We start from the raw sequence: 19,341 nt of genomic DNA on the forward strand, positions 1-19,341 counted from the left end.
CCATCGCGAGCCGCCGGTCGTCATGTCCCTGCCTGCTCGAGCGCCCTTCGCAGCCTCCGGACGATGACGCCGCGTGCCCGATCGTCGGCAGCGGATTCAATCTGATCATTGATGTCGAGAACGAGCTTCGACATGTCGTTGTGCCAGTCGAGATTGACGACGGCGTCTGGCGCGAGTCTGCGGCGGCGGGCGACATCGACCGATGTCGGGGCTGCTGTCGACAGGTCGTAGGCATCGTCCAGCATCGGAGTGAAGATTTGCGCGGTCGGCAGGATTCGCTCCGCGATCCGGTTCAGAAGGCCTCCGAGCGCGCGTTCTTCTCCGTGTACGATGAACAGACCGCGGCGAATGGGGCGGCGAGAGGCGATCCAGCGCTCGAGCTCCGGCCCGTCGGCATGCCCGGAATATTCGTCGATGTATCGAATTCTCGCTCCGACCTTGATTTCCTCGCCCTGGATTCTCACAGCTTTTGCACCATCTTGCAGGAAGCGTCCGAGCGTACCTTGAGCCTGAAATCCCGTGAGCAGAACGGTGCATTCCTTGCGCCACAACCATCGTTTCAAGTGATGGCGGATGCGGCCGGCGTCGCACATGCCGCTGGCGGCAATGATGATATGAAAGCCGGTGAGCCTGGCGATCGACTTGCTCTCGTCGACAGTCTCCGTGAAACGCAGCTGGCTCGATGTCAGGAGCCGGTCGAGGTCAACGGCCGGATCGAGGCTTGCCGTATGTCGCCGAAAGACTTCCGTGGCGCGGATCGCCAGAGGGGAATCGAGGAAGATGGGCGCGGCGGGAATATCGCCCCGAGCCATCAGGTCGGCAAGGTCGGCGATCAGTTCCTGGGTGCGTTCAACCGCGAAAGCAGGGATCAGCAGTGCACCGCGTCCAGCGGCAGCGTCGCGCACTTCCTGCGCCAGATGAGACCGACGAAGTGCAGAAGTCGTGGACGGACGGTCCGTGTCACCATACGTCGACTCGCAGAACACGTAGTCGAGGCCGGTGGGGCCCTCCGGATCCAGCTCCAGCAGCTTGGCGTCCGGCCCGATGTCACCCGACATCAGAACCCGCAAAGGGCGTCCATCGTCGCCTTGATCGGCAAACTCGAGCTCAATGGAAGCCGATCCGAGCAGATGGCCCGCATTCCAATTGCGGGCGCGCACGCCCGGTATCACCGGATACCATGCTTGATATTCGACAGGCCGGAACTGATCGAGCGCCGCAATCGCGTCGGCTTGCGTATAGATGGGTGTGACTGCGGCCCGTCCGCGTGCGGCATTTCTTCGGTTGAGGACCGCAACCTCCGTTTCCTGGATGTTACCGCTGTCGGGAAGCATGTAGGAGCAAAGATCGATGGTGCCGCGAGTTGCGAAGATTGGGCCGGCAAAACCCTCGCGCGTCAGCTTTGGAAGGAGTCCGCTATGGTCGATATGAGCGTGTGTCAGCAAGACGGCGTTGACGTCCGACGGGCGAAACGGGAACGCGCCATAGTTCAGCGCCTTGAGCGTTTTCGACCCCTGGAATAATCCACAATCGACCAGAAAGCGCCCCGCCGGCGTATCGAATAGATAGCAGGAGCCGGTCACCGTACGCGCGGCACCGCAGATTTGGATTGTGATGCTCACGTCTGGCTCCTGTTCAGCGGCCTGCGACCCAGCTCGTTTCGCAATGCGTGCGCGAGAAGATTGTTGAGGCTGATGGCGTTGGTCGGATGTTGCACGCTGTCGGTGGATCGAATGGACTGGATGCCGTCACGGCCGAAGATCGGCATCAGCGACGGCGGAAATAGCGCGTGGACGACGATCGCTTGAATGGACGCGGCGCCGGCCGCGGTCAGGGCGTTGGCGCAGGCTGTCAGCGTCCCGCCGGACGACACGATATCGTCGACCAGGAGGACTGGACGTTCGACGAACAGGCTCGGGTCGGGCAGTGTGATCTGGACCGATTGATCGGTCTTGCGAAGCTTCCGTGCGATGCAGTAAGCGAGTCCCAATCGGCCGGCAATATCGGCTATCCAGCTTCGCGACTCCTCGTCGGGACCGACGGCGACCGTCGAGGGAGAAACTGGGTCGGCTCGGAGCAACGCTTCAATTGCCGAGGCCGCGGAGAGATTATCCGCCTCGGCTCCCGGAAAGACCTCGCCGAGACTGGATGTGCGATGCAGGTGCGCGTCGAACGTGATGATGCGATCGAAATTGTTCGCCAGAAGCGTGCCGATCGCGCGCTGGCTGACCGCTTCGCCCGGATGGAATGCTGCATCCTGGCGCATGTAGGCCAGATAGGGGGCGACGAGCACCAGCCGCGTCGCCCCGTTACGCCGCAAGGCCTCGGCTACGAGCAACAGGGCGATCAGTTTTTCATTGGGACGGTCGAGCGAACAACAGACGATCGTTGTCGTCGCAGCTGGGCCGACGGTCACTCGCAACTCTTCATCGGGAAATCGATGTAGCTCGATTGCGTGCCCCGGAATTCCGAGACTTTCCGCCAGCAGAGGCCCGAAATGGGCGGAGCTGGGGAGCCATTGGACGGCGCTCGGGGTCATTGAGATACTCCAGCTCCTGCCTCTAGCCGGTAAGCAGAATCCAGCTGCGCCATGCCGACCGCAAGGTCGAAGCCGGACGGTTCGAATGCGTGAATCCGGTAAAGCGGCTCTCCCTGCTCGACGCGATCGCCCAGCTTTTTGAACAATTTGATGCCCGCACCCTTGTCGAGTGGGGCGCCTGCGGTTCGAGCCAGCCGGTTGAGGCGTAAGCAATCGATCATCGAAACGACCCCGCTTCTTTCGGCCCGAATGTCGACGGTGAGATTGCCGAGCTCGTTCTTGGAGGGCGCCGGGCCCTGGGCCTCGATGATCTTCATCATCTGACGGAGCGCCGCTCCGCTGCTGAGGAGCTCGGATGCACGCGCGTAGCCTGCTCCGCCCCTCAGGTCAGGATCGTGTTCCAGAAGATGGGCTGCAAGGCGCAGCGACTTGTCGCGAAGATCGCGCGGCGCTTCAGGGGCGTTGGCGAGGACGGACATGACATCCTCCGCCTCCAGTGCAGGACCAATTCCGTTGCCGGTCGGTTGGCGCCCATCGGTCGTCACGACCTCGACCTTGAGTCCGAAGCGATCTCCGACGAACTGGAACAGCTTGCGCAAGCGCATGGCTTCCGATGCTGTCGTGAGTTTTGCGTGAGGCCCGACGGGGAGATCAATGAGAAGGTGGGTCGATCCGGCGGCCAGCTTCTTCGACATGATGGACGCGACCATTTGCTCGTGCGTATCCAGAGCCAGCGGCCGCTCGACGCTGATCAGGATGTCGTCCGCTGGCGACAGATTGACGTGACCACCCCATGCGAGGCAGCCGTTGCATGAAGCGACGACCTCCTTCATCGCGTCCACGCTGAGATCGACCCGCGCCAGCACCTCCATGGTGTCGGCTGTTCCGGCGGGCGACGTGATTGCCCGTGAGGACGTCTTCGGGATCGTCAAACCGTGGGCGGCTACGATCGGTACCACGATCATCGAGGTGCGATTGCCGGGAATGCCGCCGATGCAATGCTTGTCGACGACGGTTTTCGCATTCCATTTGAGTTGTGTGCCCGCTCTTGCCATGGCCTCCGTGAGAGCGATCAGTTCGCCGGATGTCATGAAGTTGGCGGAGCTGACCAGGAACGCGGCGGTCTCCATGTCCGAATAGCGATAATGCGCCAGATCGTCGACGATTGCGCCGATCTCGGGAGCCTCGAGTGTCTTGCCTTGAATCTTGGCGCGAACTGCATCGAGGCTCTGCGGGGAGGGCGCCGGGGCAATGGTGATGTAGCTACCCTCCGGCCGTCCAAAACGCCTGAATGCGGGTTCCGCCATGCCGAGTTCGTCGGGTCCAACCAGGCTGTCGTCATCGGTGAGAAGCATGGTGGCGAGCTGCGTCTGCGAGTCACTGCGCAGCTCGACTCTGGAAAAGCCCCGAAACAGCTCCGGGCGCAGCGCCGTCGAGCGGCGAGAGATCACCACGACATTCTCACGTCCGGTGTCGAGATTGACATGGCGGGACTTGAGCTGGGCGCGGCCGGGAGGAATCGGGGACATCGACATTTCTTTTCGCAATTTGAATCAGGATAGAGCTCGCGCGGCGGGCTGGCTTGCGGCAGATCAATGGTGGCCCCATGCCAGGAGTGGGGGAGCCGCAATACGGCGTTGATCTCCATCAAGACATCATTGTGTCCAGCAAATACTCGTTGGCCATTCCGGAGTGAACGATATGCGCGCGCACCACATCATGTCCCGGCGAGTCCTGACAATACGGCCCGAGGCTCCGGTCGCCGATGCCGTCAGATTGATGCTTGAGCATCATATCAGCGGCCTGCCGGTCGTGGATTCGGCGGGAAATCTCGTCGGCATCCTGTGCGAGAGCGATTTTCTCAGGCGTAGCGAGATCGGAACCGAGCACGAGCGTAATCGATTGCTTTCGATGCTGCTCGGGACGGAACGGGTCGCGGGTGAGTTCGTGAAGGAGCATGGACGCACGGTTGAGCAGGTGATGACGCGTCAGCCTGTGACCATCAAGGAGCAGACACCGCTCGGTGCAGTGGCGGACATGATGGAGCGGCGGCACCTGAATCATATTCCTGTCATGCGTGATGACCGCATCGTGGGCATGATCACACGGTCCGACTTCCTGTCAGCCGTTGCCGGGCCGCTGACGAGCGCTTCGGGCTATTCCGAAGGTGACAATCATCTGCGCCGCTCGGTTCTCGCGGCGCTGACCAGGACACCATGGCAGCCGATCGGCCTGAACGTCAGCGTGAAGGACGGTGCGGTGACGCTGCGTGGTGTCGTCAAGGGGGAAAACGCACACCGCGCTGTTGTCGTGACTTGCGAGAATGTTCCCGGGGTTCGGCGGGTAGATGACCGCCTCTGCGTCCATTCAACCCATCCAGACCCGGAGGATGATTACGGCGGAGGCGATTTCGTTTCGCTTCAGACGGAGCCGTCTACGCTGGATGACGAGCCGCTGTAGCGTCTGAGGCGCCGGCTGTCTCAGTCGAGTATCCGAAGCCCGCCCCCGGGAGGAGTCGAGGCAATTTGCGAATCCTCAAATCCCACGTGGTCCTGGTTCATTAGACTGCGCGGGTAAACGTAACTCGGATCGGCCTGAGAGGGCGCCATGCGAAGAGACATATTCCGCCGATATCTCGGGATTTGCGTCTTTCTCTGCGCTCTGCTGCTCGTCGCCGGCTCCAGTCGCAGTTGGGCCGATGACTACCCAGACGAGAGAGAGCGGGCCCCGACGATGGGCGTCGTTGCTCTCGCGAAGCGCATCTCACCGGCCGTGGTCGGCATACGAGGCTGGGGCGTGCCATCCGAGCCGCGGATATTCGATCCTGAGGCGGGCTTTCCGGATTCCCCCGGGCTTCGAGAGCGGCAGGGTGCGGGCGTCGTGGTGGACGCCCTGGTCGGCCTGATTGTCACCGCAAATCACTTGGTTGCCGGCGCGACGGTCGTAAAGGCATCGCTCCAGGACGGGCGAGAGGTCGATGCCGTTGTGCTTGTGCGATCCGAGCGGGATGATGTTGCGCTGCTCCGGATCGAGCCTGGCAACCTTCAAGCGGTGACTCTCGAGTCTTCGAGCGTGCCCGACGTGGGAGAGCCGGTGATTGCGATCGGAAATCCACAGAATTGGGGGCAGAGCGTGACATTTGGCATCGTGTCTGCCTTGCACCGTTCCCACCCGGGCATCGCGAATGGCGATCTGATACAGTCAGATGTTCTCGTCAGCCAAGGAAGCTCGGGCGGAGCGCTGGTGAATCTCAAAGGCAGACTGATCGGCGTGGTGGTCGCGCGAAGGAGCGGCTTCGCCTTTGCAGTGCCGACAGCCGCGGTCAGGAGGCTTTTTGTCGCGGCCCAATAGAGTCTCTGCCAAGCGAGGAACTCACCGGTCGCTGTACGGCGAATCGACGGCAAGCTCGATAGCCGCCATGAACGCCGAGCGACGCTGCAGCTGAACAGCGCTTCCTAAGATCACAAGCGCAAGAACGAGAAGTCGCGGCGCTCGCCGGCAGGTGGCCGGCGGCGAAGCCGACGAAAACCGCGACGCGGAGCATCGTCGGGTTTGCAGCCTTTAGGCGAGGCTGCGACGCAGCCTCGCCTCGGCGCGCCGCTAAGCCGCCTTTACATTGATCGTCTTGGCCGGCTTCTGGGCTTCCTCGGTCTTTGGAAGCACGATCTTCAACACGCCATTCTTGAACGTCGCCTCGATCTTGTCGGCGTTGACGCCTTCCGGCAGGGTGAAGGAGCGCTCGAACGTGCCGTAGCGGCGCTCGGAGACGTAGTAGTCCTTCTTCTTCTCCTCCGTTTCCTCGCGCTTCTCGCCCTTGATCGTGAGGCCACCATTGGTGACCTTGATATCGATGTTCTTCTCGTCGAAGCCCGGCAGTTCGGCGGTGATATCATACGCCGTGTCGCTCTCGGCGACGTCGACGGCCGGCGCCGAGATCGACTTCGGGAAGTCGCGCTCGAGCCGGGCGAGCGACCGGAACGGTCGATTCCAGAAGCCGTTACCGAAATCGTCGAAGATCTGGTCGATCTCGTTTCTCAAGGCCTGAAAGGGCCGCCAGGGCTCTCCGGCGACGGCTGGGGCAGCGGGCGATTTCGTGACGGGCAATTTGGTTTCGGTTGCCATGATCATGTCTCCTTCGAGTTTTGACCATCTCGGTCGGCAGGAAGAGTAGCCGCGGCCGTCGGTTGTAAAGTTGATTTCGCTCAAGCGCGGCGTTGAACGGTCGAGAATTCATCGAACAGTCCCACTTGTCATCCGAGGACGCCGTTAGAGCCAGGAGCGCATTACGCCGCGCGTTTGTTCGTCTATTGCTTTGCATTCGTCAGTACGAGTACGGCAGAGAGTGAGACACGCGCTGATTTCCAACCAGGTTTGATCCTATGCCACAGATCTTGGTACCGAGCGGTCAGTACGTTTCACGTATGAGCGCTTGACCTGCGTCCGCAAGGAGCGACGCGCCACGCAAGACCTTCTCAGGGAGGGCCAAGGCTGCGTTGACCTGAATCAAGCGCACCTCGCTGTTGCGAACTAACATTTTGCGGTTGACGTGAACGAGGAGACGCCAGGTGGAACCCAATCAGGTCTCGCGAAATCAGGCCATAACGATGGCTGTCATTTTCGCTGGCGGCATGCTGCTCGTCGTTCTGCAATTCATCGTCAAGACCTACGAGACGATAGAGACCATCCCCTATAGCCAGTTCGAGCAGTTACTCAGCCAAGAAAAATTGGCCGAAGTCTCCGTCGGTCCAGATTCCATTCAAGGGAAATTGAAGGACCAGCTTCCAAGCGGCAAATCGGCGTTCGTGACCGCACGGGTTGACATGGCGCTCGCCGAAAAGCTCGCGGCCAAGGGCGTGACCGTGACCGGCGTTCCTGGAAGCGGCTTCCTTCAGAGCCTTCTGTCCTGGATCTTGCCGGTGGTCTTCTTCTTCATCATCTGGTTCTGGCTCGGGCGTAGCGTGAGCGGCCGCCAGGGTTTTGGAGGCCTGATGGCGATCGGGAAGTCTCGTGCCAAGGTCTATGTCGAGAAAGACATCAAGGTCACGTTCGCGGATGTCGCAGGCGTCGATGAGGCCAAGTTCGAGCTCCAGGAGGTAGTTTCGTTTCTGAAGGATCCCAAGAGCTACGGTCGCCTCGGCGCCCACGTCCCGAAAGGGATCCTGCTGGTTGGGCCGCCTGGAACGGGAAAGACTTTGCTCGCCCGCGCCGTAGCCGGAGAAGCCGGTGTTGCATTCTTCTCGATCTCGGGCTCTGAATTCGTCGAGATGTTCGTCGGGGTGGGCGCGGCGCGCGTCCGCGATCTCTTTGAGCAGGCCCGCAAGGCTGCTCCTTGCATCATTTTCGTCGATGAGCTCGATGCGCTCGGACGCAGCCGGGGACCGCTGTCGTTCTCGAGTCATGACGAGACGGAGCAGACCCTCAATCAGCTCCTGTCGGAGCTGGACGGCTTCGACCCCAGCGCCGGGGTCATCTTGCTGGCCGCAACCAACCGTCCCGAAATTCTGGATCCCGCGCTTCTGCGGGCGGGAAGATTCGACCGGCAGGTCCTCGTCGACCGCCCGGACAAGACCGGGCGCATCGCCATTCTCAAGGTGCACGTCCGCAAGATTCGCATGGGTGATGGGGTCGATCTCGACAAGGTGGCTGGCCTCACGACCGGCTTTACCGGAGCCGACATCGCCAATCTCGTCAACGAAGCCGCAATTGCCGCGACGCGGCGGGGCGGTGACGAGGTCTCGTTCGGTGATTTCGTGACCGCGATAGAGCGGATCGTCGCCGGCGTCGAGAAAAAGAGCAGGGTGCTCGGCAAGGACGAACGACGCAGGGTCGCCTATCACGAGATGGGGCATGCCCTCGTGGCGGCGAGCCTCCCCGGCGTCGATCCGGTGCAGAAGGTCTCGATCATACCGCGCGGGATCGGTGCGCTCGGATACACCATTCAGCGTCCGACCGAAGACAGGTTCCTGCTGACGATCGAGGAGCTGAAGAACCGCATCGCGGTGCTGATGGGTGGGCGGGCGTCGGAGCGTCTGATCTTCGACGGCGCGATTTCGACCGGGGCTGCCGACGATCTTCAACGCGCCACCGAAGTCGCCATCGAGATGGTCACCAAATACGGTATGGACGAGGTGGTCGGGCAGCGCACCTATGCACCCAAACCTCGGGCATTTCTCGCGGCTCAGGATGCGGTCGTCGTCGCCGCCGAAGCGACCGGCCGCGAGATTGATCTCGCGGTCCGAAACCTGATCGAGGAGGGTGATCGCCGTGCTCGCGATATTCTGGAGCGGCGGCGTGCCGACCTCGACGCCGGCGTCGAACTATTGATTGCCAATGAAACCGTGACGGCAGAGCAGTTTACGCCGCTGCTCGCCAAGGGCGTCGAAAGAAGCCAGCCGGTCGCCGCGTGAACGAGGCCCGGCTGTGTTTGTTGGGTCGGCACCGCCGTGACCCGGCCCGGCAACCCGAATATGCTGCCGAAAGCGCGCCCGCGCGTCAGCCCACGGCGTGCATCAGGGGATCACGACGAGCATCGGCCGACTGCTGGCTGATCACGACGTCATGCCACAATTTGGCGATGCTTGCCTGGGTTTCCGGAGCCACGAAACAATGTCCTTCGTTGTCGAAGTCGCAGAAGCGTGCGCCGGCATCGCCGCGCAGCTCGGCCAGAGCCGAGCTGATGGCACCCAGGCCGATCATCACCTGGTCGATGCTCTCCAGCTTGCTGTTATGCAATATGTCCATCAACCGAAAGCTCTTTACCGGCGGGTTTCCGAAGGAGATTCCGGGATGCCTGAACTCGAACAGCACGCTCAGCGCGACAGGCATTCCGCGCAACCGGCCGAAGACCGCAGCCATATCGTCTTCACTGCAGATAGCCAGACGGTATGAATGCGCCTCCGACGCAGCGGACGCTTTCGGTGCCAGGCGAAGGCCGGTGATGACTTCATGCTCGATCCAGCGTCGCACCTCGATTGGCGCGTTGCAAATCTGATCCGCCGTCAATGTAATTCCGATCATGGCCAGCTCCTGTTTTGGCTAACCATACCTGCGAGCCCGTGGCGGATGTTGATGTCCATCAAAGGGACATCGCCACATGTCAGCGCCAAGCGCCGCGTTCGTTGTCATTCCGGGCGTGGCCCGACCTGGTTTCGCAAGCGGTGACAGAAATCGTCGAGCAGAGTGTGAACGTTCTCGAGATGGATCAAGTGCCGATCTGCCTCTTGGCGTTGCGGCGTGCCCGCAGCGAGGGAGTCGCGGACGGATGCCGCCTGCGCGACCTGTTGCCGGCTGACTGCAACTTTGCTCTCGGCAAACTCGAGGTGCTCGGCATCGTTGCTCAGCTTGTCCAGTTCGGCGACGAGCAGCAACGTTGTCGTGCTCCGTTGCTGCATCGTGAGCGTGGCATCTTTCAGAATACCTAGGTAGTGGTCGACATTGGCCCGGGCGACATACCGGTGCATGGCGCGCTCCCCGTTACGCGTAACCGTTAAATGTTACCACCCAAGGGACGCTCCGGCGATATCAGGTTCCGCTCGAGGGTGGTGTCAAAATACCACTGAGGTGTGACACCTAAGTGATCTTCCCGAATTGATCTGGCGGCGGCCAGGGAAGAGGTAAGGGACACGGAGATACCATGTCCAATATCCTGTTCCGCTGTCCCAACACCGGGATGAACGTTCAACACTTCGTCGCCGAGCCGTCCTCGAAAAAAGAGGATGCAGCGATTATGGTGGTGAATTGTCCGGCCTGTACGAGAATTCACTTGGTCAACGGCGCGACAGGTGAGTTGGCGCGCGATACCAGATCCCGATAACGGGTCGAGCCACCTTTGATCCCGATCAAGTGGAGATGGTGCGAGCCGGTTTAGGTTTTTTCGCGTAGCTGCCCCAAGGTTACGTTTCCAAGAAGACTACGTTGCCAAGTCGCCGCCGAGGCGCGCGCCCCAAAGTCCTCGGCGGCTTTTCTTTGCTCTCAGCCTGTTGAGCCGGGCCGCAGGATCACGCCGATGCCCACCTACTATTTCGACATGAGGGACGGTGTTCCCGTTCGGGACAAGGCAGGCGTTGAACTGGTCAGTGATGGCGCTGCGATTGCGCACAGCAAGCAGTTGGCGGACCAAGTGCGTACGAATAGACCGGCAGGCAATCCGGACTTGCGGATCGTCGTCATCGACGAAAGCGGCCGCGAAGTTCACCGTGAGCAGGTTTACCCGCGAAGCATCTGATCGAGCCTTTGGATATTGACTGGCGCCGGCTCCCGAAGATGTGGGCGTAAGATCAACGATCGTACTGAAGTTGCCGATCCGGCAGCTCAAACGCGCTTTCAACGCGAAGCTGATCGCGGCGATGTTCGTTCGACGGCGCACGTTGCTGTCGAACGCGCACCCGCCACAGGGTCGCGGCGAGCAGGAGATACACTGCGCAAGTCCACAGTGACTGCCAATTGGCCGGCCCCTCATTGAACCCTATGTAGATCGCTGCAAACAGGAATAGGCCGGCGTATATCGACTCGGCCATAGGGCGAATCCCGCCGTTGACGGGATTGACCAGCATCACGGCCGCGAAGGGCGCTGCTGCCATGGTCAGAGCGGCATAAGGAAAATCGATAAAGCGCGGATCGAATACAAGGCCGAGCGCGGTCGCCGTGCCGATCACGACAGTTGCGATCCAGACCGCTCCGTGCAGGATCGCGAGCATCGATCCAGTTCGGTAGAGTCCCGGACCCAACAAGTCCAGGAAGGTGGGCGATGAACGTCCCGACATGATGGCTGCGGCACCAAAGAGCGGCGAAGCGCCTGCCGCCAGCAGGAGCGAACCCCAGAGCAGCCAACCACCGGCTCCGTAACTCTCATCGATCATCTTTTGGGCGGCCACTCCAAGCAAGATTCCCGATGCCGTCGCCAATATCGCGACCGCGAACCAGGCCACGAGCCCGGCCTTCCCAAAATTGCGGCGCAACGAGAGCCACGCCGCGCCGAATATCAGTATTGCCAGCCCTATCCCGCTGCCCATCTGCAGCTTCCACATTGGAAAATTGCTGATGGCAATCCCCGGCGGATATTTCAGGCGGCGCTGCGCGGCGTCGAAAAGGCCCCAGGACCCGCCAACCGTGCCTTCGATTTCCCTTTTCCAGGATTCATCGAAAGCCTCGAACAGATTGACCCGGAAATTCTCGCGCTGAGCCAGATCGAGGATTTCGGAGACCACCCGCGCCTGATTGACCGGCGAGGGAAGGGCGGACTCGCGCATTCGTCCCGCGCTCGGCCAGCCTATTTCTCCGATCAGGATTTCCTTGCCTGGAAATGCCGAGGCTATCCGGCGGCGAATGGCGCCGACATGAGCGGCGGCAGCTTCCGCTCGGATTGGCACATTTTCCCAATACGGCAGGATGTGGACGGTGACGAAATCGACGGCGTCATAAAGTTCGGCGTTGCTCAGCCAGAACTCCCAGACATCGGCATAAGTGACGGGGACGGCGACCTGCGCCTTGACTGATCGTATCTTGGCGGCGAGATCGGAGGCCGTGATGTCCTTGCGCAACAGGGTCTCGTTTCCGACGACAAGCGCGATGATCGTTTCGGGGTATTGCTTCGCGAGGCGGACGGCCGTCGCTATCTGCATCGCGTTCTTCTGCTGATCCTTGTCGAGGAAAATGCCCTGAATGACTTTCAGTCCTTGCTTGGCTGCAAGCTCCGGGATCTGATCGAGGCCGAGATCCGTCGCATAAGTCCTGACGCAATTGGATACGCCGGCAAGCAGGGCGAGATCTTCCGCGATCTGCTCACGCGACACTTGGGTCGCCGGGGAAAGCGACGTCTGGTGATTGCGAAAAGGGGCGTATGATATGCATTGAAGCTTGTTGTTCGGATCGATGGGCGCGCGCGGCAGATCGACCGGCAAGCCGAGCCACCACCAGGCTATGGCGATGGTGACCAGCGACACCAGCAGAAGCGTCAACGGCATGTGATGGGAGGTGACTCGCTTCATTCGCCCTGGACTGACACGGACGCCGTTTTCGACGCGTGCGACATGCATGTGTCATGCCGCCTTTGTGGGCGCCTCAGCATAGCTCGCTTGAGTTTTTGCGGATCGTCGCCGATGCCTCTCGGGGAGCTAATGCTTTCCCGGGACCGAAAATATCTGATTTCCTGGCGGGCGCTGGTCGGTCGGTATGCCAATGGTAATGAAGCCTCGCTCCATCGAGGCGTGGCACGCGTTGCAGCCGTCGGTCAGGCCACGCATGGAAGCTGTAAACCGATTGCTGTCGCCCGCCGTAATGGCGTCTGCGATCGACAGCAGCGGATCTTTCATCGTGGTGACGTTGCTGACTGGAATGCCGGGATAGAATATGGCGGCTTGGGCCAGGCTGTCGGTCAATTGACGTAGCTCGAAATTGGCCAGGTCCCAATTTTTCGCCTTGCCGGCGTACCAGAGCTTCAGGTGCTGACTCTGCGCGGCGTTCATGGTCTCAACCAGACGAGGCGTATACTTTGCGTTAGGGGAGGGCGGAAAGTCGGGCTGTGCAATTGCGACAGACGCCGCCGCCGTCACCGAGGCTGCCAGGATCGCGCACCAATTTCGTAGCTTCATTTGACCAATCCTCACTGGATCGGCGAAAGCTATCAGGGGACCAGACGGCTTTGTTGCGCTGAATCAAAGCCAGGCGTCGGTGTCGGACCAGCCGCCGGAATCCTCACTTTGCGTCAGCTCAATCTTCAGCGCGCGGTCACGCCTACTGTGAGCTCGTTCAACAGGAGGCGTCGATGTTGACCGAAACAAAATTGGATACGATCAGTGCAATTCGGAATCGACGAGCGATCCGCAGTTACGGGCCGGAACGGCTCGAGAAGCACGTCGTCGAAGAGCTGATCGATGCGGCCATTCAGGCCCCGACCGCGGTCCATCGCGAGCCGTGGGCTTTTGCAGTGATCCAGAATAGAGAACGCCTGCGGAAATATTCGGACGAGGCAAAGGCTCTGCTGCTCGCGCAACAGCAGGCGACGTCGTTCTTTGAAGGACATGAGCCGCAAGCGCTTGCCGTCTTGTCCGATCCTGAATTCAACATCTTCTACGACGCCGGCACACTGATCGTCATCGGCTGCACCGCAGGCGGGCCGTTCGTGGAAGCCGACTGCTGGCTCGCGGCCGAGAACCTGATGCTGGCGGCCACCGCGAAGGGATATGGCACCTGCTGCATCGGATTCGCCGTCGGTATCCTCAACACTCCGGACGTGAAGCGCGAGTTGGGCATCCCGGAAGCCGGGGCGGCGGTCGCTCCCATCATCGTGGGCGTGCCGAAAGGCCCGCTTCCGGCAGGCGTACGAAAACCGCCTGTCATCCTGTCCTGGCTCTCGTAATGCTGGAGGCTGGTCGTCTGCAAAGCGCGGAAATGGTGGGCGCACAAGGGATCGAACCTTGGACCTCTCCCGTGTGAAGGGAACGCTCTCCCGCTGAGCTATGCGCCCGGGACCATCATGCAAGCGGCCGGACTTTTGGCCGGCCGGTGCATTGAAGCCCGCGATTTAGAAGTGCGGGCCGGTGGTGTCAAGTTTCGAGGTGGCCCGGCGGCCTGAAAACCTGCGTCGATCGGCCCATCCGGCTTTGAGGCCGGGTTTCGGCCCGTTTACGCGCCCTGCTGGCGGGCGCGGGAGGCGTGGGCCTGCAGCGCGCGGATGCGCTCGGCCAGCGTTCCGCCGCCTTCGGGCAGGCTGGGAGCGGCGGCGCCATGGGTTGCGGCGTCGTTGGCGGGGCGCGGGGCCGGCTTCGGCGGCTGGCCGGCTTCGGCCGCCAGCAGCGCCTCGATCGGCGAGTTCGGGCCTTCCAGCTGCATCGCGAGTTTTGCCACTTCGGCGGCGATGTCGTTGATGCGCTCGCGCAGAAGCGCGTTCTCCATCCGCTCGGTCGCCCAGGAGCTTTCTGCCTGCTGCTGGATCGCGTTGATGTCGCGCTGGAGTTTTGCGCGCTCGTCGCGGGCGATGCCGAGCTGTTCCTCCAGTGCGGCCTTCTCGGCGCGGATCGCCTCGAAGGCCGCCGAGGATTTGCCGCCACTCAGGGCCGCGATCTCGACGCGCAGCTCCTTGATGGTACGCTCGGAGGCCTCGTTGGCCTGGCGGAGCTGGTTGTTCTCGTAGTCGCGCTCGGCCAGCAGCTTGCCTTGCGTGGCAAGGCGTCCCTCGAGGTCGGCGACGCGTCCGGACAGCATCTCGGCTTCCTTCACCTGCAGCATCAGCTGGCGGTCGAGGTCGGTGACGCGCTGGCTCAGATTCTCGACGCGGCCGCGCGCATCGCCGAGCTCGCGCGTGGCGGTCTCGGATTCGGTGCGCTCCTGCGCCAGCCGCGCCTGGGTCGCCGCAAATTCCTTCTCGGCGTCGCCGACGCGGTTCTTGAGTTCTTCGATCTGCGCGCGCACGGCGACCAGCTCGACCTGGCGGCTCTCCGCCATCATCGAGCGGTCGGACAGTTCGGAGTTGATCTTGGCAAGCTCCGCCTGCTTGTCGCTCAGCGCAATCTCGGCGGCGCGCAGCGCTTCGGTCTTGGCGTTGAATTCCTCTTCGGTGGCGCGCAGCTGCTCCTTCACCGCCTTCTCGCGCGCCTCCAGCGCGAAGATCGTGGCGTTCTTCTCCCCGAGCTCGATCTTCATGCGATTGATGGCATCGCTCTTCTTGCCGAGCTCGGCGAGCTGGCTCGTGGTCTTGTTCTTGAGCTGCTCGACGCTCATTTCGAGCCGGCGAGCCGACATCGCGAACTCGGCGCGGAGCTGGTCCTTGTCGGCCTGGATCTCGGCCATCGACAGCGGGGTGGCGGCCTCGAGCCGGCGCGTGGTCAGGCGGACCGCGCGGTTATGCACCAGCGGCACGATGGCCAGCCCGCACAGCATCGACAGCAGGAAACCGATCGCGAGGTACATGATCGGTTCGACCATGGGCCAGAACTCCCAAGCTTAAGGAAAGATTCACCAACGACCATGCCATGGCGGGCCGGCAAAAAGCCAGCCCCGCTCTGTCGTTAACCTTGATCCGTCAGCAGGCGGGAGAAGGAAAGCGCTAGAACGGGTTCCAGGTCGCGTTTGGCGTGTATTTGAGATAGCCGATATTGGCACCGAGGCGTAAGCCCAGGCCGGAGCGGATCGGCACGAGCACGATGTTGTTGGCGGTGAGCGCCGTCATGCCGAAGCCGCCGATGATGTAGGCCGAGCCGTCGATGCCGGCGAAGCGCTGGTAGATCGCGTTGGTGGCGGGCAAATTATAAACCAGCGTCATGGTGCGCGCGCCATCGCCGCCCCAGTCGAAGCCGAGCGAGGGACCCTGCCAGTAGACGCGCAAGTCCCCGGCGTTCTTGGTGTAGAGCGTGCCTTCGCCATAGCGCAGGCCGGCGACGAAGGCGCCGGAGCCTTCCTCGCCCAGGATGTAGCCGTTCGGCAGGCCCCATTGGCTGACTGCCTTCTCGATGATCGAGGCGAGCCCGCGCGAGACGTTGCCGAAGAAACGGTGGCCGGCGGTGACGAGCTCGTCCGGCCCATAGGTGTTGGGTGTCGGGGTTCGCTGCGGCGGCGGCAGATTGGGCGGCGGCGCCTGCTGGGCCGAAGCCGGCACGATCCAGCCGACCATCGCGGCAAGCGCGAGCGCAGCAAGGCGTGATGCGAAAGTCATAAAAAACCCCTGGTATCGAATCCCGTCGCTTCCTTAACCTGACGCCAACAGGCACGGTCCTAGGTTGCGCCGGATGTCCCCTCGACTCGGATGTTATCCGCAGCAACTATGACGGCACAACGGCAGGAAGATAGCCCTTTGCGCCCCGGAATTGCCTTGATCAGCCGCCGCATCTGCCTGCTGGCGGGCATTGGGATGGCCTGCTCCTGGTTGCCGGTCGAGGCGGCCACCACCGAGCGGATCGTCGTCAACCGCTTCTCGGGTGTCGCCATCGAGGGGTTCGATCCCGTCGCCTATTTCGTCGACGGCGCGGCCCTTCAGGGCACGGCCGAGTTCGAAGCCAATCTCTGGGGCGCGGTCTGGCGCTTCCGCAACGAGGGCAACCGGGCCTCCTTCCTGGCCCATCCTGAAGTTTATGGCCCGCAGTATGGCGGCTACGACCCGGTCGACATCGCCCGCGGTGTCACCATTGCCGGCAATCCCCGATTCTTCACGATCGTGGCGCAGCGGCTTTATCTGTTCAGCCGGGAAGCCAATCGCGATGCCTTCGCCGCCGACCCCGAGCGCTTCCTCTATGAGGTCGGTAAGCGCTGGCCGGCGCTGCAGGACCAGCTCAGTCAGTAGTGCCTACCGCCTGCGGATCGCCCCAGGCGACGAAGGCCGGGATGATGAAGCCGGTGTCCTGCCGTTGGCCGAAGCGGATCTCGCCGCCCTTGTCGTCGGTGACCTTGCCGCCGGCCGCGGTCACGACCGCGCAGCCGGCCCCGACGTCCCACTCGCAGGTCGGCCCGAAGCGGGGATAGATGTCGGCGCTGCCCTCGGCGATCCGGCCGAATTTCACCGCCGAGCCGCAGGTCTTTCGTTCGGCGTGGGGCCTGCCGTCGATGAAGGCTTCGCTCCTGGGATCGCCATGCGAGCGGCTTACCGCCGCGATCCAGGGCTCGCCCCGTGCCGGCAGCCTGCGGGTGTGGATCGGCTCGGGGGCGCCGATGGTCGCGCCGTCAAACCTCACACGCTCGGCGCCGCGGCCGACGATGCCGCGCCAGAGCAGCCCGAGCGCGGGCGCGCTGACGATGCCGAGCAGCGGCACACCCTCGGTCACGAGGGCGAGGTTGACTGTGAATTCATCGCGGCCAGCGACGAATTCCTTGGTGCCGTCGAGCGGATCGATCAGGAAGAAGCTGCCGTGAAACGGCGGCGTGGCGAAATGGGTCCGCTCCTCCGACAGCGTCGGGATGTCGCCCGCAAGCTGCGTAAGGCCCTCGACGATGACGCGATCGGCGGCAAGATCGGCCTCGGTCACCGGCGAGCCGTCCTGCTTGCCGTCGACCCGCATCGCCCCGCGGTTGATGCCGAGAATAGCTTCGCCTGCCTTCACGATCAGTGCGGTGAGCGGCTCCATCAATCCGGATGCGGCCTTGGCGTCGATGATCCTCACTTGCGTGCCTCATTCATCGGCAACTCTTCCCCGCTCCATTGATTCGCCCGCAGCCCTTTATGGCCGCTTCGAACCTATCCCAAGCTAGCTGCCACAGGCTGGCGAATGTTAGAACCCGCAGCATCCGTCAAGCATGCGTGATTCGCGGCGTCCAGTGCCGTGCAATTCCAGGAACCCTCCAGGACCCCTTTATATGTCTGACGCCTCGTCGCCCGCGACTGCCACTGCTCCCGATATGCTCGAACTCGCCGCGCTGCTGTGCTCGCGGGTTTGCCACGATCTCATCAGCCCCGTCGGTGCCATCGTCAACGGGCTCGAAGTGCTCGACGACGACCCCAAGCCGGAAGATCGCGAATTCGCGCTCGACCTGATCCGCAAGAGCGCCAAGACGGCCTCCGCCCGCCTCCAGTTCTGCCGCCTCGCCTTCGGCGCGGCCGGCTCGTCCGGCGCGCAGATCGACCTCGGCGACGCCCAGACCATGGCGAAGGGCCATATCGAGGACGGCAAGTGCTCGATCACGTGGAATCTGCCGCGGCTGCTGCTGCCGAAGAATCGCGTCAAGCTGCTGCTCAACATGCTGGTGGTGTCCCAGCACACGATCCCGCGCGGCGGGATGCTGACGATCGATCCGATCGGTGAGGGCGAGACCATGAGCTTCCGCATCACCGCCACCGGACATAATGCGCGCCTGCCGCAGAACATCTCCGAGCTGCTCAGCGGCGAACGCGGCCCCGCCGCCGATGCGCACGCGATCCAGCCTTATTATACGCGGCTGCTGGCGCAGGCCTGCGGGCTCACCGTGACGCTGAAACCCGAAGGCGAAGCCATCATCATTGCCGCTTCGTAGACGCGCGGCCCGCGCTCGAGACGTTAACGCATTCTTTACGAGGCGCTTCGGCTTGTCCGGAGCGCCTTATCTGTTTGTTGGTTCCCCTCATTTGCACATACTCAACCATTATTAAACGCTTTGCGGTGAAGCTGGCCCCATTCCGAAATGGCGCATCACGAGTCGTGTGCGCCCTCCCTGTATGAAGGCCTGTTTTCATGGATGATCTGTTGCGGGAGTTTCTGACGGAGACCAGCGAGAGCCTGGACACCGTCGACAATCAGCTGGTGAAGTTCGAGCAGGAGCCGAACAACGCCAAGATCCTGGATAACATCTTCCGCCTGGTTCATACCATCAAGGGGACGTGCGGCTTCCTCGGCCTGCCCCGGCTCGAAGCGCTGGCGCATGCCGGCGAGACGCTGATGGGCAAATTCCGCGACGGCATGCCGGTGACCGGCCAGGCCGTGACGGTGATCCTGTCCTCGATCGACCGCATCAAGGAAATCCTCGCCGGCCTCGAGGCCACCGAAGCCGAGCCCGAGGGCAACGACCGCGACCTCATCGACAAGCTGGAAGCGATGGTCGAGCAGGGCATGGCGGCAATGGCGGCAGGCGCCGCTGCCGCTGCTCCCGTTGCCGAAGCGCCCCCGCTGGTACCGGAAGCACCGGTTGCCGCACCTGCACCTGCTCCCGCCAAGGAGATGACCCAGGGCACGCTGATCGACCAGACCCTGGAGCGGCCCTTGCGTCCGGGCGAGGTCTCGCTGGACGAGCTCGAGCGCGCCTTCCGCGAGACCGCGATCGAAGCCCCGGTGCCCGCGCCGGTCGCCAAGGTCGAGGTCAAGGCCGAGGTCAAGGCTGAGCCCGCGCCGGCCGCTGAAGCTCCCGCC

Annotated in this window: 20 protein-coding genes and 1 tRNA gene; 9 read left to right on the forward strand and 12 right to left on the reverse strand. The window is 62.5% G+C overall.

The genetic code is table 11. The features are described 5' to 3' along the window. Positions 1-20 precede the first annotated feature (20 nt). From HYH08_RS30630 to HYH08_RS30640, 3 genes are read right to left on the reverse strand one after another with little or no spacing between them, the layout of a single operon-like run. A complete protein-coding gene (locus HYH08_RS30630; protein ID WP_220013552.1) occupies positions 21-1,622 on the reverse strand; it encodes an MBL fold metallo-hydrolase RNA specificity domain-containing protein in 1,602 nt (533 codons plus the stop codon). Further along, positions 1,619-2,539 carry a ribose-phosphate diphosphokinase gene (locus HYH08_RS30635; protein ID WP_220013553.1) on the reverse strand — a complete coding sequence of 307 codons (921 nt, stop codon included), beginning with the start codon at positions 2,537-2,539 and terminating at the stop codon, positions 1,619-1,621. Before HYH08_RS30635 ends, HYH08_RS30630 begins: the two co-directional genes overlap by 4 nt. After that, positions 2,536-4,068 carry a thymidine phosphorylase family protein gene (locus tag HYH08_RS30640; protein WP_220013574.1) on the reverse strand — a complete coding sequence of 511 codons (1,533 nt, stop codon included), beginning with the start codon at positions 4,066-4,068 and terminating at the stop codon, positions 2,536-2,538. The genes HYH08_RS30635 and HYH08_RS30640 overlap by 4 nt, the downstream gene beginning before the upstream one ends. Positions 4,069-4,240: 172 nt before the next feature. Here HYH08_RS30640 and HYH08_RS30645 point away from each other — a divergent pair, with 172 nt between their 5' ends. After that, on the forward strand, positions 4,241-4,999 hold the full coding sequence (locus HYH08_RS30645; protein ID WP_220013554.1) for a CBS domain-containing protein: 759 nt from the start codon (positions 4,241-4,243) through the stop codon (positions 4,997-4,999). A gap of 147 nt (positions 5,000-5,146) precedes the next feature. Then, positions 5,147-5,890 carry a S1C family serine protease gene (locus HYH08_RS30650; RefSeq protein WP_228748175.1) on the forward strand — a complete coding sequence of 248 codons (744 nt, stop codon included), beginning with the start codon at positions 5,147-5,149 and terminating at the stop codon, positions 5,888-5,890. Positions 5,891-6,139: 249 nt separating this feature from the next. Here HYH08_RS30650 and HYH08_RS30655 read toward each other — a convergent pair whose 3' ends face one another. Continuing rightward, the gene (locus HYH08_RS30655) at positions 6,140-6,661 is read right to left on the reverse strand and encodes an Hsp20/alpha crystallin family protein (protein ID WP_220013555.1); all 522 of its coding nucleotides are present in this window, start codon (positions 6,659-6,661) and stop codon (positions 6,140-6,142) included. Positions 6,662-7,143: 482 nt separating this feature from the next. Between HYH08_RS30655 and ftsH the strand changes: the two genes are divergently transcribed. Further along, positions 7,144-8,946 (forward strand): ATP-dependent zinc metalloprotease FtsH, encoded by a 1,803-nt coding sequence (gene ftsH / locus HYH08_RS30660; protein ID WP_228748176.1) that lies wholly within the window; start codon positions 7,144-7,146, stop codon positions 8,944-8,946. Positions 8,947-9,031: 85 nt separating this feature from the next. On the opposite strand, the gene HYH08_RS30665 is transcribed toward ftsH, so the two are convergent. Next, positions 9,032-9,556 carry a hypothetical protein gene (locus HYH08_RS30665; RefSeq protein WP_220013557.1) on the reverse strand — a complete coding sequence of 175 codons (525 nt, stop codon included), beginning with the start codon at positions 9,554-9,556 and terminating at the stop codon, positions 9,032-9,034. Between the two features lie 104 nt (positions 9,557-9,660). Further along, positions 9,661-9,999, reverse strand: coding sequence for a hypothetical protein (locus tag HYH08_RS30670; RefSeq protein ID WP_220013558.1), 339 nt, complete (start codon positions 9,997-9,999; stop codon positions 9,661-9,663). Between the two features lie 173 nt (positions 10,000-10,172). On the opposite strand from HYH08_RS30670, the gene HYH08_RS30675 reads away from it, so the two are divergent. Both HYH08_RS30675 and HYH08_RS30680 read left to right on the forward strand, forming a co-directional pair. Beyond that, on the forward strand, positions 10,173-10,352 hold the full coding sequence (locus tag HYH08_RS30675) for a hypothetical protein (RefSeq protein ID WP_220013559.1): 180 nt from the start codon (positions 10,173-10,175) through the stop codon (positions 10,350-10,352). A gap of 192 nt (positions 10,353-10,544) precedes the next feature. Next, positions 10,545-10,763 carry a DUF6894 family protein gene (locus tag HYH08_RS30680; RefSeq protein ID WP_220013560.1) on the forward strand — a complete coding sequence of 73 codons (219 nt, stop codon included), beginning with the start codon at positions 10,545-10,547 and terminating at the stop codon, positions 10,761-10,763. A 52-nt stretch (positions 10,764-10,815) separates the two neighbouring features. Here HYH08_RS30680 and HYH08_RS30685 read toward each other — a convergent pair whose 3' ends face one another. Both HYH08_RS30685 and HYH08_RS30690 read right to left on the reverse strand, forming a co-directional pair. Next, positions 10,816-12,525, reverse strand: a complete 1,710-nt coding sequence (locus tag HYH08_RS30685; protein ID WP_220013576.1) for a glycosyl hydrolase family 17 protein — start codon at positions 12,523-12,525, stop codon at positions 10,816-10,818. 126 nt (positions 12,526-12,651) lie between these two features. Further along, on the reverse strand, positions 12,652-13,128 hold the full coding sequence (locus HYH08_RS30690; RefSeq protein WP_220013561.1) for a hypothetical protein: 477 nt from the start codon (positions 13,126-13,128) through the stop codon (positions 12,652-12,654). Positions 13,129-13,301: 173 nt separating this feature from the next. Between HYH08_RS30690 and HYH08_RS30695 the strand changes: the two genes are divergently transcribed. Further along, positions 13,302-13,895: a nitroreductase family protein gene (locus tag HYH08_RS30695; RefSeq protein ID WP_220013562.1), complete on the forward strand. Its 594-nt coding sequence runs from the start codon at positions 13,302-13,304 to the stop codon at positions 13,893-13,895. A gap of 33 nt (positions 13,896-13,928) precedes the next feature. Here HYH08_RS30695 and HYH08_RS30700 read toward each other — a convergent pair. From HYH08_RS30700 to HYH08_RS30710, 3 genes are all read right to left on the reverse strand, one after another. Further along, positions 13,929-14,003 (reverse strand) — tRNA-Val (locus HYH08_RS30700). Positions 14,004-14,161: 158 nt separating this feature from the next. Further along, complete coding sequence (locus tag HYH08_RS30705; protein WP_220013563.1) at positions 14,162-15,460, reverse strand: coiled-coil domain-containing protein; 1,299 nt, start codon at positions 15,458-15,460, stop codon at positions 14,162-14,164. Between the two features lie 121 nt (positions 15,461-15,581). Next, positions 15,582-16,187 (reverse strand): DUF1134 domain-containing protein, encoded by a 606-nt coding sequence (locus tag HYH08_RS30710; protein ID WP_220013564.1) that lies wholly within the window; start codon positions 16,185-16,187, stop codon positions 15,582-15,584. A gap of 138 nt (positions 16,188-16,325) precedes the next feature. Here HYH08_RS30710 and HYH08_RS30715 point away from each other — a divergent pair, with 138 nt between their 5' ends. Continuing rightward, entirely contained in the window at positions 16,326-16,811 is a 486-nt protein-coding gene (locus HYH08_RS30715) for a YHS domain-containing (seleno)protein (protein ID WP_220013565.1), read from the forward strand. Here HYH08_RS30715 and HYH08_RS30720 read toward each other — a convergent pair. After that, positions 16,801-17,589, reverse strand: coding sequence for a 3'(2'),5'-bisphosphate nucleotidase CysQ family protein (locus HYH08_RS30720; protein ID WP_220013577.1), 789 nt, complete (start codon positions 17,587-17,589; stop codon positions 16,801-16,803). The genes HYH08_RS30715 and HYH08_RS30720 overlap by 11 nt on opposite strands. 229 nt (positions 17,590-17,818) lie before the next feature. On the opposite strand from HYH08_RS30720, the gene chpT reads away from it, so the two are divergent. Further along, on the forward strand, positions 17,819-18,472 hold the full coding sequence (gene chpT, locus HYH08_RS30725) for a histidine phosphotransferase ChpT (RefSeq protein WP_220013566.1): 654 nt from the start codon (positions 17,819-17,821) through the stop codon (positions 18,470-18,472). Positions 18,473-18,669: 197 nt separating this feature from the next. Then, the coding region (locus tag HYH08_RS30730; protein ID WP_220013567.1) for an Hpt domain-containing protein at positions 18,670-19,341 on the forward strand (672 nt) is incomplete at its 3' end.

It is taken from the genome of Bradyrhizobium sp. BR 10289, assembly GCF_019455385.1.
GTDB lineage: Bacteria > Pseudomonadota > Alphaproteobacteria > Rhizobiales > Xanthobacteraceae > Bradyrhizobium.

Coding starts and splice junctions, on each gene's coding strand:
- HYH08_RS30635 (WP_220013553.1), bottom strand. CDS start 2,539: ATGACCCCGAGCGCCGTCCAATGGCTCCCCAGCTCCGCCCATTTCGGG.
- HYH08_RS30640 (WP_220013574.1), bottom strand. CDS start 4,068: ATGTCCCCGATTCCTCCCGGCCGCGCCCAGCTCAAGTCCCGCCATGTC.
- HYH08_RS30645 (WP_220013554.1), top strand. CDS start 4,241: ATGCGCGCGCACCACATCATGTCCCGGCGAGTCCTGACAATACGGCCC.
- HYH08_RS30650 (WP_228748175.1), top strand. CDS start 5,147: ATGCGAAGAGACATATTCCGCCGATATCTCGGGATTTGCGTCTTTCTC.
- HYH08_RS30655 (WP_220013555.1), bottom strand. CDS start 6,661: ATGGCAACCGAAACCAAATTGCCCGTCACGAAATCGCCCGCTGCCCCA.
- ftsH (WP_228748176.1), top strand. CDS start 7,144: ATGGCTGTCATTTTCGCTGGCGGCATGCTGCTCGTCGTTCTGCAATTC.
- HYH08_RS30665 (WP_220013557.1), bottom strand. CDS start 9,556: ATGATCGGAATTACATTGACGGCGGATCAGATTTGCAACGCGCCAATC.
- HYH08_RS30670 (WP_220013558.1), bottom strand. CDS start 9,999: ATGCACCGGTATGTCGCCCGGGCCAATGTCGACCACTACCTAGGTATT.
- HYH08_RS30675 (WP_220013559.1), top strand. CDS start 10,173: ATGTCCAATATCCTGTTCCGCTGTCCCAACACCGGGATGAACGTTCAA.
- HYH08_RS30680 (WP_220013560.1), top strand. CDS start 10,545: ATGCCCACCTACTATTTCGACATGAGGGACGGTGTTCCCGTTCGGGAC.
- HYH08_RS30685 (WP_220013576.1), bottom strand. CDS start 12,525: ATGAAGCGAGTCACCTCCCATCACATGCCGTTGACGCTTCTGCTGGTG.
- HYH08_RS30690 (WP_220013561.1), bottom strand. CDS start 13,128: ATGAAGCTACGAAATTGGTGCGCGATCCTGGCAGCCTCGGTGACGGCG.
- HYH08_RS30695 (WP_220013562.1), top strand. CDS start 13,302: ATGTTGACCGAAACAAAATTGGATACGATCAGTGCAATTCGGAATCGA.
- HYH08_RS30705 (WP_220013563.1), bottom strand. CDS start 15,460: ATGGTCGAACCGATCATGTACCTCGCGATCGGTTTCCTGCTGTCGATG.
- HYH08_RS30710 (WP_220013564.1), bottom strand. CDS start 16,187: ATGACTTTCGCATCACGCCTTGCTGCGCTCGCGCTTGCCGCGATGGTC.
- HYH08_RS30720 (WP_220013577.1), bottom strand. CDS start 17,589: ATGGAGCCGCTCACCGCACTGATCGTGAAGGCAGGCGAAGCTATTCTC.
- chpT (WP_220013566.1), top strand. CDS start 17,819: ATGTCTGACGCCTCGTCGCCCGCGACTGCCACTGCTCCCGATATGCTC.